The sequence below is a fragment of the Leclercia sp. GHBNCSD genome (assembly GCF_055805075.1).
Window position 1 is genome coordinate 1,286,784 of sequence record NZ_JBQVYO010000001.1, and the last position, 13,462, is coordinate 1,300,245.

The following is a 13,462-nucleotide window of genomic DNA, read 5'->3' on the forward strand; positions in this document are numbered from 1 at the left end:
GTCTGTGAGTATTCTAACATTCACCCGCATTCTCACTTCGACATTCATCACAGTTAATGAAAAATGCATACAAATTTGCATTACCGTAATGCGATCAACTTCAAATTATTAAGCTGCAACTGCGGATTAAAGCGTCAGGCACCCGCGCAGGATCAAAGGCAGCAGGCGGGACTCTTTTTACACTCCTCCTCTGTCCATGCAGAACAATAAGGAAGCGACAATGTCCCTCTCCACACCCGCCGCCCTGCAACAACGTTGCCAGAAAATTGTGACAAGCCCGATGTTAAGCCCCGAACAAAAACGCCATTTTCTGGCGCTGGAGGCGGAAAACAACCTGCCCTATCCCGCGCTGGATAACGATGCGCGCCTGGCGCTGGCCGGGGGGTTTATCTGCGATATGTTTGAAGGCCACGCGCCTTACAAACCGCGCTACGTGTTGCCCGACTATGCGCTGTTCCTGAAACAGGGTTCGGCGTGGCTGGAGCTGGAGGGCGCTCAGGATCTGGATGATGCGCTGTCGCTGCTGACAATCCTTTATCACCATGTTCCCTCCGTCACCGGCATGCCGGTCTTTCTCGGCCATCTCGATACGCTGTTGCAGCCGTATGTTAAAATTCTAACACAAGAAGAAATCGATATTCGAATAAAACGTTTCTGGCGCTACCTCGATCGCACCCTGCCTGATGCCTTCGTCCATGCCAATATCGGCCCGGCAGAGGGGCCAGTCACGCGCGCCATCTTACGTGCCGATGCAGAGCTTAAGCAGGTTTCACCCAACCTTACCTTTATTTATGATCCGGATATCACCCCGGATTCCCTGCTGCTGGAGGTGGCGAAAAACATCTGCGAATGCAGCAAGCCGCACATTGCCAACGGTCCGGTGAATGATAAAATTTTCACAAAAAAGGGCTACGGTGTGGTTAGCTGTTACAACTCGCTGCCGCTGGCGGGCGGAGGCAGCACCCTGGTGCGCCTCAACCTGAAAGCCATCGCCGAACAGAGCGAGACGGTGGAGGCGTTCTTTACCTGCACCCTGCCGCACTACTGCCAGCAGCAGATAGCCATTATCGATGCGCGCTGCGACTTCCTGTACCAGCGTTCCGGCTTCTTTGAGCATAGCTTCCTGGTTAAAGAAGGGCTGATCGATCCCGACAGCTTTGTGCCGATGTTCGGTATGTATGGCCTGGCTGAGGCGGTGAACGTGCTGTGTGAAAAGGCCGGGATCAACGGGCGCTACGGCCAGGATGACCAGGCTAATGCGCTGGGATATCGCATCAGCGAACAGCTGGCAGCGTTCGTGGAAGCGACCCCGGTTAAACATGGCTGGAAAAAACGCGCCATGCTGCATGCCCAGTCGGGGATCAGTTCCGATGTGGGCACCACGCCGGGGGCGCGTCTGCCGTATGGGGACGAGCCCGACCCCATCAACCACCTGCTGGCGGTGGCCCCGCATCACCGTCACTATCACGCCGGGATCAGCGACATCCTGACGCTGGATGAAACCGTGAAACGCAATCCGCAGGCGGTGGTGGAACTCTGTCTGGGTGCCTTCCGCGCCGGAATGCGTGAATTCAGTGCCAACGTGTCGGGCAACGATCTGGTTCGCGTGACGGGCTATATGGTGCGGCTGTCCGAGCTGGAAAAATATCGCGCAGAAGGTTCCCGCACCAACACCACCTGGCTGGGAGAAGAGGCCGCCCGCAACACCCGCATTCTGGAGCGCCAGCCGCGCGTGATAAGCCATGAACAACAGATGCGCTTTAGTCAGTAAGGTTATCCCGTTCTCCTGCGTCGACGGGCCCGGCAGCCGCCTGGCCCTGTTTCTGCAGGGATGTAACCTGCGCTGCAAAACCTGCCACAACCCGTGGACAATAGGACGTTGCAACGACTGCGCCGCCTGCGTGCCGCACTGCCCGCATGAGGCGCTGAACGTTCAGGCCGGGCGCGTCTGGTGGGATGAGGCGCATTGCCAGCAGTGCGACACCTGCCTGCAAATGTGCCCGCAGCAGGCGACGCCTATGGCGCAGCGCTATAGTGTGGAAGAGATGGTGGCGCAGATCCGCAAGGTCGCGCCGTTTATCTCCGGCATTACCGTCAGCGGCGGGGAGGCCACCACTCAGCTGCCGTTTCTGGTGGCGCTGTTTTCGAGGCTAAAAGCCGATCCGCAGCTACTGCATCTGACCTGCCTGGTGGACAGCAACGGCCTGCTAAGCGAAACCGGCTGGCAGAAACTGCTCCCGGTGTTTGATGGCGCGATGGTGGATCTCAAGGCCTGGGGTAATGAACACCACCGCTATCTGACCGGACGCGAACCCCCCCTCATCAAGCACAGCATCCGCTGGCTGGCAGCGCACAGCCGGCTGAGCGAACTGCGCCTGCTGGTGATCCCGGATCGCTGTGATTACCTGACGCACCGTCGCGAACTGATCAAATTTATCCGCCAGTTGGGGGATGTTCCCGTCAGGATCAACGCCTTTCACGCGCACGGCGTCTATGGCGAAGCCCGGCACTGGCGCAGCGCAACGGCTGAGGATGTTGAGCCCCTGGCGCAGCTGCTGGAGCGCGAGCAGATCAGCGTGATCCGCCCGGCGCTCTATCTATAGCGACAGGCCGAACAGCGCGCGGGTATTGTCCAGCAGCGCCTGGGCGATCTCCTCCGCGGGCTCCGGGCGCAGTTCACACAGGGTGGTAAAGACCCTTGCCGCCTGCTCCGGGCGGTTCGGCTGCCCCTGAAACCCGTTGAGCGGCATATCCGGGGCATCGGTTTCCAGCACCAGCGCGGAGAGGGGGAGCTGCGCCATCACCTCACGGGTTTTGTTGGCGCGGGGATAGGTAATGGTGCCGCCGACGCCAATGTTATAGCCCAACGCCACAAAGCGCTGCGCCTGTTGCAGGCTGCCGGCAAAGCCGTGTACCACCCCGGTACGCGGCAGATTGTGGCGCTTAAGGTGCATCGCCAGCTTGTCATGGGTGCGCCGGGAGTGGAGGATCACCGGCAGATCGTAGCGTTTGGCCAGCTTCAGCTGCGCATCGAGGATCGTCTCCTGCCGCTCGAAGTGAGGATCCTCGCGATAGAGATCGAGGCCGATCTCCCCCACCGCCACCAGCCTTTCCGGACGTGCCGCGAGCGCCGCCTCCAGCTTTTCCAGATCGGCATCCTGATGGTTTTCGATCACAATCGGATGCAGACCCAGCGCCATATAGAGCGCCGGGTAGCGCGCGCCGAGATCCAGCACGCGATCGATGCTCGCCGCATCAATGGCCGGCACCACGATCGCCATAACCCCCGCTCCGGCGGCACGCTGGATGCTGGCGGGCTCATCGCCGGTGAAGGGAGAAAAATCAAAGTGGCAATGGGTATCAATAAAGCGGTAAGTCACGCCAGATCCTCATTATCAAACAGAGTGTCGTTCGCCTGCGGGGCATCGATTAACGGTGTGGCAACAACATCGTTGGCCACGCTTGCCGGGGGAACCACCACCGTAGCAGGGGCGATGATCCGCTGATGGCGGCGCAGCGGTGGACGCTCGGCCAGCATTTTGCCCACCGTCGCCAGGAAATAGCGTCCGCACAGACGCCCGGTTTTGTAATCGTCCCGCAGGGCCGGTACGCGGCTGCCCAGCGCCATGCTGTTGAGCGGCTTTGGCGGATAGATTTCAAAGATCCTCAGTTTACCCGGTGGTTTTTCAATAAACTGCTGGATGGCGTGATAGCTCGCCTCATGGTGCGACACCAGATTGAGCATCGGTTGCAGACTGCTTTCACCCAGCCAGCGTTCCATCCGCTTAAACCACTGCGGCGTATAGTACATCTGCGAGGGCACGGTGCGGATCACCACAATGGTGTTTGCCCCCCGCCGGGCCGCTTCCTGCACCGGGACCGCATCGCTGACACCACCATCGAGATAGCTTATCCCATCCAGCAGCGCCCCCGTCCGGTAGAAGCCGGGGATGGCGCTGGTGGCGCGAAGAATATCGAGCCAGGTCTCTTTTTGCGGCGAAAAATAGCTCGCCGAGTAGTCGTCGCCGCGGCAGGCGCACATCCAGAAGGCTTTGCCGGTATCGAACAGGCGCGAGGCGTTGTCCATCGCCAGCGGCATTTTGCTTGCGGTAGCATCCAGCAGCCAGTCGAGATCGATAAGGTTGCCGCCACGCACAAAGCGCAACGGATCGAAGAAGTCGCGGGAGGTGGTGTAACGCATGATCACTTTGCGGGCGTAGCCCGGCTGATTACAGACGTAGGCCGAGAGGTTCTGCGCCCCGGCGGAGGTGCCAAAATAGAGATCGAACGGGTTAAATTGCGCGCGCATAAACTCATCCAGCACGCCAGCCGTGAAGATCCCTCGCTGCCCACCCCCTTCGCAAACCAGCGCAATCTGGCCTGGCCGAAAGGGTTTCAGTGCTAACGGCGCAATATTGCCGAGCGTAACCGGAATTCGCTGCCCCACCTCTGCTTTCCTGTTTTTTATTTGTTATGTCACTACACAGTAGCCTACACCGGCGGGTTTCCCAAACAGGATGTATGCGAAAAGGTCAGCCAAAGAAAAAGGCCCATGCTTAACATGGGCCTTTTCATCAACATACGGTTACCTGAGCTATGGACGACGACGTCCGGTGAACAGGCTTACCAGGAACAGGATAATACCGACGACGAAGACAATTTTCGCCGCGCCCGCCGCGGTACCCGCCAGACCACCAAAACCCAGAGCGGCGGCAATTAACGCGATAACCAGAAAAATGATGCCCCAACGAAACATATGACTCTCCTTTACCATAGTTAATGTCGACCGCATGGTGAGCGCTCAGGTTGCTCACGGCGATATCTACATGTGTAATTCTTATCTCGCCTTCTGGCCTCAGCCAGAAGGACGAATTTTGGAGTTTTATTTCACTTTCAGATCGTTTTTAACGCTTTTCACGCCATCAATGGCTTTAGCGATACTTTCAGCACGGTCGCTCTGTGCCTTAGACTCGACTTCACCGCTGAGCTGTACCACGCCGTCGGTGGTTTCCACTTTCACATTACGTGAAGGGACGATGTCATCGGCAAGCAGTTTCGCTTTGATTTCGCTGGTAGTAGCAGCGTCACCGGCATAGCCTTTAGCAGACTGTTCCTTGCCGTCGCGAACATGCAGTTTGTCGCTGACAGATTTTACGCCCTCAATGCCTTTCGCCACGGAGACCGCTTTTTCAGCCTGCGCCTGGCTTTCAACGAAGCCACTCAGCGTGACGACGTTTTTATCGGTTTCTACAGAGATATCGGTGCTTTTAATGTCATCAGCGTCTACCAGCGCAGCTTTTACTTTTGCTGTGATAGAGCTGTCATCCATGAAGTTACCGACTTTATTCATAGAGTTATCGATTTTTTCCCCTGCGGTGTTCGCGGTGGATTGCGCTTTGTCGGTTGCAGTGGTTTCTGCCATTGCAGAACCGCATACCAGAGCGCTACCCATCATTACCGCCAGCAGAGTTTTCGAAATCTTCAGTTTTTTAGTATTCATCGATGTATTCCTGTGGTTTGCTCCGAATTCGAGCGTCAAACATCACGTGCAAGTAGTCTTTAGTACTACCAATCAACACTCGGGCGAGATGAGAACCTTATCAACACGCATTGAATGAAACTTTCATCTGCGCCCGGTGTTAAACACTGAGTTAAATATAGATCACTCTCACAGGTCCGCTTTCAGAATTGGGCAAAAAATGAGCAATAAGCAGTAAAAGCCGTTGAATTAAGAACATTCCGCAAGGGATTAATAAGGCAGGGATTTAAGCAGAGCACGGCGGCTGCCGTGCTCCGGGAAGGGATTAATGCTCGCGGGTTTTGCGGAACTGAATATCGGGATAACGCTCGTGCGCCAGGTTCAGGTTAACCATGGTTGGGGCGATATAGGTGAGATTATCACCGCCATCGAGCGCCAGCTGAACTTCGTTCTTACGCTTGAACTCTTCGAATTTCTTCACGTCAGAACACTCTACCCAGCGCGCCGTCGCCACGTTGACCGATTCGTAAATCGCTTCAACGTTGTACTCGCTCTTCAGACGGGCAACCACCACGTCAAACTGCAGCACGCCCACGGCGCCGACAATCAGATCGTTATTGGCGATAGGACGGAATACCTGCACCGCCCCCTCTTCCGACAGCTGAACCAGCCCTTTCAGCAGCTGTTTCTGCTTCAGCGGATCTTTCAGGCGGATACGGCGGAACAGCTCCGGTGCGAAGTTCGGAATACCGGTGAACTTCATCATCTCACCCTGAGTAAAGGTGTCGCCAATCTGGATGGTGCCGTGGTTATGCAGGCCAATGATGTCGCCCGGATACGCCTCTTCCACGTGGGAACGGTCACCGGCCATAAAGGTCAGCGCGTCGGAGATCACCACATCTTTACCGGTACGCACCTGGCGCAGCTTCATGCCCTTTTCATATTTGCCGGATACCACACGCATAAACGCCACGCGGTCGCGGTGTTTCGGGTCCATGTTGGCCTGAATCTTGAAGACGAAGCCGGTGAACTTCTCTTCGCTGGCAACTACTTCACGGGAGTCGGTATTACGCGGCATCGGCTGCGGCGCCCACTCCACCAGACCGTCCAGCATATGGTCCACGCCAAAGTTACCCAGCGCGGTACCAAAGAAGACCGGCGTGATTTCACCGCTCAGGAACAGCTCTTTATCAAATTCGTGGGAAGCGCCTTTGACCAGCTCCAGCTCTTCACGCAGCTGTTCTGCCAGCTCTTCGCCGACAGCCGCGTCCAGATCAGGGTTATCCAGCCCTTTAACGACGCGCACTTCCTGAATGGTGTGACCTTTACCGCTCTGGTAGAGGTAGGTTTCGTCTTTGTAGAGATGGTAAACGCCTTTAAACAGCTTACCGCAGCCAATTGGCCAGGTGATTGGCGCACAGGCGATCTTCAGCTCACGCTCTACCTCATCCATCACCTCCATCGGATCGCGGATGTCACGGTCGAGTTTGTTCATGAAGGTCAGGATCGGCGTGTCACGCAGACGGGTAACTTCCATCAGCTTACGGGTACGATCCTCAACGCCTTTTGCGGCATCGATCACCATCAGACAGCAGTCCACCGCCGTCAGGGTACGGTAAGTATCTTCGGAGAAGTCTTCGTGCCCCGGGGTATCCAGCAGGTTCACCAGGCAGTCGTGATACGGGAACTGCATTACGGAGGTGGTAATCGAGATCCCACGCTGCTTTTCCATCTCCATCCAGTCCGATTTTGCATGCTGGCTGGAGCCACGGCCTTTTACCGTACCGGCGGTCTGGATCGCCTGTCCGAACAGCAGCACCTTTTCGGTGATGGTGGTTTTACCGGCATCCGGGTGAGAGATAATGGCAAAAGTACGGCGTTTCGCCACCTCTTGCAGATAAGGAGACAACGTCATAATTCAATCTTCTTTAAAAAGCGCGGCAGCGGGCCGCGCATCATGAATACGAAAATGCGGCTATTTTACCCATCAATGGGGGGCAGGCAATCAATGTTTACACAGGAGTTGCTCCAGTTCGCTCAGGGAGGTCACGGTCCAGGTCGGTGTGATCCCCTCCGGCAGGGTGCGGTTGTGCGCGTTCAGCCAGCAGGTGGAGAGCCCGGCGTTCATTCCACCAAGGATATCCGACTCCGCCGTGTCCCCCACCATCAGCACTTTCGCCCGGTCAGGGTTTCCGGCCTGGGCCAGCGCATAATCAAAGATTTGCGGGGCCGGTTTCGCCACGCCCACCTGTTCTGAAATTACTAATAAATCAAAGTAGTCACGGAAACCGGTCCGCTCAAGGCGGATCTGCTGGAGCGCGGTAAAGCCGTTGGTGATGATCCCGAGCTTCGCCTTGCCTTTCAGGGAGGCGAGCAGCGACGCGGCGCCCGGCAGCGGGGCGCAGATTTCAGCCATTGCATTAAGGAAGGCGTCGTTCAGATCGCCTGGCGGAACGTTCAGGCGCTCCGACCACCCCTGAAAACGCTGGTGTTGCAGCTGTAACGCGGTGATTGCGCCGTTCTGGTAATCCACCCACAACGGTTTATTCACCGTCTGGTAAGCCTGGAAATCTTCAGCAGTAAAGGTCACGCTGTAGTCGAGAAACATCCGCTGTAAGCCGCCGTACGAATCGAAGGTAAACAGCGTTTCATCGGCGTCAAAGAAAATCCAGTCCCAGTTCATTGTTACAACCTTTTTTAGTTATCCAAGCGGCAGAGCCATGATGATGGCGTCTTCACGTCCTTCTGCGGTGGGGTAATAGTTACGGCGGATCGTCGCCTCGTTAAAGCCCAGGCTCTCATAGAGTGCGATGGCGGCGACGTTCGACGCCCGTACTTCCAGCCACAGCGTGAACACGTCTCGTGCTTCCAGCTCGCGAATTAAATGTTCCAGCAGTTCTCTGCCCAGCCCACGGCGCTGGAAAGCAGGATCCACAGCGATGTTAAACAGCGTCGCTTCATCCAGAACGACCTGCGTGATGGCAAATGCCGCCAGCTGATTATCGGCATCCAGCCGATAGTTCAGGTAACGCTCACCCTGGTTGCTGGCAAAGGTTTTTTCACTCCACGGAAAGGCGTGGGCGCGTTTTTCGATCTCAAAAGCTTGCGCTAAATCAGTCGTCGTGAGGGAAGAAATTGTGTTCATGTTCGCAGATTTGTTGCCACAGCGCGCGACGTGCCGCCGGGTTTACGTTAAGTTCGTCCAGCGCCGGAGAGGCCATACTCGCCCCCTCCAGAGCAATCTCTTCTCTTACGCCAAGCTGCCAGCTGTTGCAGCGGCTGCCCTCGGGCAGCATGGCCACGCGATCGGGCGTCAGTTGTAGCACCTGATCGGCACCCAGCCTCAGCGCCCGAAGTACGTCGGCGATCACCGGCTCGCTCAGGGCGGGCAGGCTTTGCGCCACCATCACCAGACGAATATGCGCCGGTAGCGAGATGGCGATTTCGCCCTGCAATGCCGCCGGGCGGCGCAGCGCCCACTGGGTGATGCCCAGTTGCTGTAGTTGCCTGTCTCGTCGGGATGCCATTGCAAAAACTCCTGTTTGTCAGGCGCGCAAATATACCAAATGTGTCGAATCTGCGCCATCTACCTACTATAATCCCCGCCTGTGTTTATTGAGGAACAATTCATGTCTGCATTTACCCCGGCAAGTGAAGTCTTGCTGCGTCACAGTGATGATTTCGAACAAAGCCGTATTCTGTTTGCCGGAGATATGCAGGATGACCTGCCTGCCCGTTTCGAGTGCGCCGACAGCCGTGCGCACACCCAGCAGTATCACCACTGGCAGGTCCTGAGCCGTCAGATGGGCGAGCGCGCCCGTTTCAGCCTGGTGGCGGAACAGGCCGACGTGGCCGACTGCGATACGCTGATCTACTACTGGCCGAAGAACAAACCCGAAGCCCAGTTCCAGCTGATGAACCTGCTCTCCCTCCTGCCGGTGGGTTGCGATATCTTCGTGATCGGTGAAAACCGCAGCGGCGTGCGCAGCGCTGAGCAGATGCTGGCGGAGTACGTCACGCTGAACAAAGTCGACAGCGCCCGCCGCTGCGGCCTCTACCATGGCCGCCTGGACAAAAAACCGACCTTCGACGCAGAAAAATACTGGGGCGAATATCAGCTGGATGGCCTGACCATCAAAACCCTGCCGGGCGTCTTCAGCCGTGATGGTCTGGACGTGGGCAGCCAGCTGCTGCTCTCCACCTTTACGCCGCACACCAAAGGCAAAGTGCTGGATGTCGGCTGTGGCGCAGGCGTGCTCTCCGCTGTGCTGGCAAGCCACTCGCCGAAAGTGCGTTTAACCCTCACCGATGTGGGTGCATCCGCTATCGAAGCCAGCCGCGCGACCCTGGCGGCCAACAACATTGAAGGCGAAGTTTTTGCCTCCAACGTCCTCTCCGACGTGACCGGCCGTTTCGATATGATTATCTCTAATCCGCCATTCCATGACGGTGTGGAAACCAGCCTCGAAGCAGCACAGACCTTGATTCGTACCGCGGTACGCCATCTGAACAGCGGCGGTGAGCTGCGAATCGTGGCGAACGCCTTCCTGCCGTACCCGAAAGTGCTGGATGAAGTCTTCGGCTTCCACGAAGTGCTGGCGCAAACTGGCCGCTTTAAGATCTACCGCGCCATCATGACTCGCCAGGCGAAGAAGTAACGTCTCCCGCTGGCCTGAGCCGCCCGTTCAGGCCATTTTTGCAGCAAATAATATCTCCCGCACAATTATCTGTTGACGAAAAGCTGAAAACATCTAGAATGCGCCTCCGTGGTTACGATACTTTTACTGTATCGATGGTCTGCGAAGGTGGCGGAATTGGTAGACGCGCTAGCTTCAGGTGTTAGTGTCCTTACGGATGTGGGGGTTCGAGTCCCCCCCCTCGCACCAATAACCATGATTGATATTGCTCGCACTGGGCGAAGGTGGCGGAATTGGTAGACGCGCTAGCTTCAGGTGTTAGTGTCCTTACGGATGTGGGGGTTCGAGTCCCCCCCCTCGCACCAACGAGGCGATATCAAAAAATAAGATGACTGTGCGAAGGTGGCGGAATTGGTAGACGCGCTAGCTTCAGGTGTTAGTGTCCTTAGGATGTGGGGGTTCGAGTCCCCCCCCTCGCACCAATTATCTTATCTCTCCTGATTTTCTCTCTTTTTCTCCCGTTAGTTCAGATTCATTACCAGCACCCACATTCCCGCAATCAGCGCAACACATGATGGCAGCAGCACGAAATGCCGCAGTTGTTTATGCCAGATCATGGCGGATGAAATCAGCAAGCCCGACGCGATAATCACTTTCCAGACCGCTAACGACAGATCGGTACACGCCAGCCCGGCCATGACCATTCCCGGCAGTATCACGCCCCAGCCACTTCCCAACGCTCTGCTCAACATGATTCATCTCTCAAACCGATAATGATAACCAATATCATATGATAGATTTTCTCATTTGTCAGCGTTAAACCTGAATGTGTAAAAAGCCTTGCGCACGGATTTATCTATAGTTAGGATTGGCAATCATTATCATTTAGATTTTTATCCAGCTAACTTATGGCCACACGTTCCGCACACGCTGTTGAGAATATTATCTGGCAAACACCACTGTCGGCCGGGCCTTCAGGGCTTGCGGACGCGATGCGTGAGGCTATCGGTCAGACGCGTGCCTATCTGCTGGATGTCATCAAGCTGGATGAACCCCATCCTCATCACGCCATGACGCTGGCGCAGTGGCAGCGTCCTGCCGAACTGCAGTCTTTGCTGGCGACCTACTCCGATCATATCTACCGCAACCAGCCCACGATGGCGCGGGAAAACAAGCCGCTGCTGTCGCTGTGGGCACAGTGGTATATCGGGCTGATGGTCCCACCGATGATGCTGGCCCTGCTGACCCAGGATGTGGCGCTGGATATTTCCCCGGAACATTTCCACGTTGAGTTTCACGAAACCGGGCGCGCAGCCTGCTTCTGGATCGACGTTCAGGAAGACAGCCAGGCAACCTCCCTTTCGGCCCGGCAGCGTATGGAAATGCTGGTGACACGCGCGCTGGTCCCGGTGGTTGACGTCCTGGAAGCGACGGGTGAGATCAACGGCAAACTTATCTGGAGCAATACCGGCTATTTAATTCACTGGTATTTGACCGAAATGAAACCCCTGCTGGGGGATGAGAAAGTGGACGCGCTGCGTCAGGCGATTTTCTTTGCCCGCCAGCTCTCCGATGGGCGTGACAACCCGCTTTATCGCACCGTCGTCCCGCGCGACGGCCTGCTGGTGCGTCGTACCTGCTGTCAGCGCTATCGCCTGCCGGACGTTCAGCAGTGCGGCGATTGCACGCTGAAATAGTTTATCAGGTCCAATAGATGAAAACGGCAACCCAAGGGTTGCCGTTTTGCTTTTATTACGCGACCTGCTGACTCTCTTCTTCTGCACGCTGGGCCTCTTCGGCCTCCTGCGCCAGCAGCTGCTTCTCGTACACCTTAAAGAACGGGTAGTAGATGATGGCGGAGACCATCGCTAACAGCAGGACCAGGATCGCCGCCCTGAAGTCCCAGCCCAGCGCCCAGGCAGCCCCCACCGGCGCAGGAGCGGTCCAGGGAACCACCGAAATCACGCGGCCAATCAGATCCAGCTTCATCGCCGCCCACGCCAGCACCGCGTTGACCATTGGCGCCAGCAGGAACGGGATAAAGAACACCGGGTTCATCACGATAGGCGTACCGAAGATCACCGGTTCGTTGATGTTGAAAATACTCGGCACCACGCTCAGCCGTCCAATGGAACGCAGGTGCGCCGAACGGCTACGCAGATAGCAGAACACCAGCCCCATCGTGGCCCCGGAGCCGCCAATCACAATGAAGAAAGTCCAGAACGCCTCCATAAAGATGTGTGGCAGCGGCGCGCTTTGCGCCAGCGCGGTCTGGTTCATCCCCAGGTTGGTGAGCCAGAACATCTGCAGCATACCGGAGACAATCGCCGCCCCGTGGATGCCCGCAAACCACAGCAGGTGACCAATCAGCACCGCCAGCAGGATTGCCGGCAGCGAGTCCGCCGCCGCCACCAGCGGTTTAAAGATGGCCATGATCGCCTGCGGGATCAGCATGCCAAACTGCGACTGAATAAGCAGGCTCAGTGGATAGAGGGTTAGCACCACCACCAGCACCGGGATCAGCAGGTCGAAGGAGTTCTTGATCATCGGCGGCACCTGGTCGGGCAGGCGAATACCGATATTGTGCGCCTTCAGAAAACGCATCATCTCCACGCAGTAGATCGCCACCAGAATGGCGGTGAAGATCCCCGTCCCGCCGAGGCTGTCCACCGGCAATGCGCCTTTGGTTTTTGGCGCGGCGATCAGCAGGAAGGCCATCAGCGACAGCATGGCGCACATGAAGGGATCGAGCTGATACGCTTTTACATAATGCTTGCCCAGGTTGTAGGCGATAGCGGCACAGATATAGAGGGACATCACGCCCATCGTCATATCGAAGGGGGTGAGGATCTGGCCTTCAAACTGTTTTGCCATATCCAGCCAGGCGCGGGCAAAGCCCCATGTGGTGTCCGGCGAAAACGGCGGGTAAGCAAACACTAATAAGAACGAGCCCACAATCATAAACGGCATCGCGGAGATAAAACCGTCGCGGATCGCCATCACGTGACGCTGGGAGGAGATGCGTCCGGCAATGGGGCTGACATAGTTTTCAACAAATCGGAATATCAGGTTAAACGCAGCATGGTTGGCAGACATAACGGCTCTCCTGTCAGACGATCGTTTCGGGCGTTGTGACGCCGCACGGTGTTCCATATACCACTTTCACCACCTTGCTGGCTCGCTTACCAGCGGGACTGCTCAAACGGATAGGTTTCATAATCGACTCTTATTATTGGATACAGGGGAAGTGACGTAATCAGTATTAATCTCCGCATCATGGTCTGCAACCGGTTACTGTAACCGGTTTCCGTGATTGTGAAGATGATCCAGAAATCGCTGATATCAG

14 protein-coding genes and 3 tRNA genes are annotated in these 13,462 nt (G+C 56.6%); 7 read left to right on the plus strand and 10 right to left on the minus strand.

The window, feature by feature from the left end:
- Window positions 1–220: 220 nt before the first annotated feature.
- Together ACT3IC_RS06305 and ACT3IC_RS06310 are read left to right on the plus strand one after the other, a co-directional pair.
- Complete coding sequence (locus ACT3IC_RS06305; RefSeq protein ID WP_180209058.1) at window positions 221–1,771, plus strand: YjjI family glycine radical enzyme; 1,551 nt, start codon at window positions 221–223, stop codon at window positions 1,769–1,771.
- On the plus strand, window positions 1,743–2,603 hold the full coding sequence (locus tag ACT3IC_RS06310) for a YjjW family glycine radical enzyme activase (protein ID WP_473476710.1): 861 nt from the start codon (window positions 1,743–1,745) through the stop codon (window positions 2,601–2,603). The genes ACT3IC_RS06305 and ACT3IC_RS06310 overlap by 29 nt, the downstream gene beginning before the upstream one ends.
- Here ACT3IC_RS06310 and ACT3IC_RS06315 read toward each other — a convergent pair.
- From ACT3IC_RS06315 to ACT3IC_RS06350, 8 genes are all read right to left on the minus strand, one after another.
- Window positions 2,598–3,380, minus strand: coding sequence for a TatD family hydrolase (locus tag ACT3IC_RS06315; RefSeq protein ID WP_103178172.1), 783 nt, complete (start codon window positions 3,378–3,380; stop codon window positions 2,598–2,600). The genes ACT3IC_RS06310 and ACT3IC_RS06315 overlap by 6 nt on opposite strands.
- On the minus strand, window positions 3,377–4,447 hold the full coding sequence (locus ACT3IC_RS06320) for a patatin-like phospholipase family protein (protein WP_103178171.1): 1,071 nt from the start codon (window positions 4,445–4,447) through the stop codon (window positions 3,377–3,379). Before ACT3IC_RS06320 ends, ACT3IC_RS06315 begins: the two co-directional genes overlap by 4 nt.
- Window positions 4,448–4,594: 147 nt before the next feature.
- Window positions 4,595–4,756, minus strand: a complete 162-nt coding sequence (locus ACT3IC_RS06325; RefSeq protein WP_002887716.1) for a DUF1328 domain-containing protein — start codon at window positions 4,754–4,756, stop codon at window positions 4,595–4,597.
- 126 nt (window positions 4,757–4,882) lie between these two features.
- Window positions 4,883–5,500, minus strand: a complete 618-nt coding sequence (gene osmY / locus ACT3IC_RS06330) for a molecular chaperone OsmY (RefSeq protein WP_103178169.1) — start codon at window positions 5,498–5,500, stop codon at window positions 4,883–4,885.
- 304 nt (window positions 5,501–5,804) lie between these two features.
- Entirely contained in the window at window positions 5,805–7,394 is a 1,590-nt protein-coding gene (gene prfC, locus ACT3IC_RS06335) for a peptide chain release factor 3 (RefSeq protein WP_103178168.1), read from the minus strand.
- Between the two features lie 90 nt (window positions 7,395–7,484).
- The gene (yjjG, locus tag ACT3IC_RS06340; RefSeq protein WP_103178167.1) at window positions 7,485–8,162 is read right to left on the minus strand and encodes a pyrimidine 5'-nucleotidase; all 678 of its coding nucleotides are present in this window, start codon (window positions 8,160–8,162) and stop codon (window positions 7,485–7,487) included.
- 18 nt (window positions 8,163–8,180) lie between these two features.
- Window positions 8,181–8,624, minus strand: a complete 444-nt coding sequence (rimI, locus tag ACT3IC_RS06345; RefSeq protein ID WP_313228274.1) for a ribosomal protein S18-alanine N-acetyltransferase — start codon at window positions 8,622–8,624, stop codon at window positions 8,181–8,183.
- Window positions 8,593–9,006, minus strand: coding sequence for a DNA polymerase III subunit psi (locus ACT3IC_RS06350; protein WP_103178165.1), 414 nt, complete (start codon window positions 9,004–9,006; stop codon window positions 8,593–8,595). The genes rimI and ACT3IC_RS06350 overlap by 32 nt, the downstream gene beginning before the upstream one ends.
- Before the next feature lie 102 nt (window positions 9,007–9,108).
- On the opposite strand from ACT3IC_RS06350, the gene rsmC reads away from it, so the two are divergent.
- The 4 genes from rsmC to ACT3IC_RS06370 all read left to right on the plus strand — a co-directional run bounded on the left by rsmC (window position 9,109) and on the right by ACT3IC_RS06370 (window position 10,598).
- Window positions 9,109–10,137: a 16S rRNA (guanine(1207)-N(2))-methyltransferase RsmC gene (rsmC, locus tag ACT3IC_RS06355; protein ID WP_103178164.1), complete on the plus strand. Its 1,029-nt coding sequence runs from the start codon at window positions 9,109–9,111 to the stop codon at window positions 10,135–10,137.
- A gap of 141 nt (window positions 10,138–10,278) precedes the next feature.
- Window positions 10,279–10,365: transfer RNA gene (locus ACT3IC_RS06360), tRNA-Leu, on the plus strand.
- Between the two features lie 29 nt (window positions 10,366–10,394).
- Window positions 10,395–10,481, plus strand: a tRNA-Leu gene (locus ACT3IC_RS06365).
- Window positions 10,482–10,512: 31 nt separating this feature from the next.
- Window positions 10,513–10,598, plus strand: a tRNA-Leu gene (locus ACT3IC_RS06370).
- A 39-nt stretch (window positions 10,599–10,637) separates the two neighbouring features.
- On the opposite strand, the gene ACT3IC_RS06375 is transcribed toward ACT3IC_RS06370, so the two are convergent.
- Window positions 10,638–10,868, minus strand: a complete 231-nt coding sequence (locus ACT3IC_RS06375) for a DUF1435 domain-containing protein (RefSeq protein ID WP_103178163.1) — start codon at window positions 10,866–10,868, stop codon at window positions 10,638–10,640.
- A gap of 156 nt (window positions 10,869–11,024) precedes the next feature.
- Between ACT3IC_RS06375 and fhuF the strand changes: the two genes are divergently transcribed.
- A complete protein-coding gene (gene fhuF, locus ACT3IC_RS06380; protein ID WP_313228273.1) occupies window positions 11,025–11,813 on the plus strand; it encodes a siderophore-iron reductase FhuF in 789 nt (262 codons plus the stop codon).
- A 55-nt stretch (window positions 11,814–11,868) separates the two neighbouring features.
- Here the strand turns inward: fhuF and ACT3IC_RS06385 are convergent, their stop codons facing one another.
- Window positions 11,869–13,212 (minus strand): PTS sugar transporter subunit IIC, encoded by a 1,344-nt coding sequence (locus tag ACT3IC_RS06385; protein WP_103178161.1) that lies wholly within the window; start codon window positions 13,210–13,212, stop codon window positions 11,869–11,871.
- Window positions 13,213–13,462: the final 250 nt, after the last annotated feature.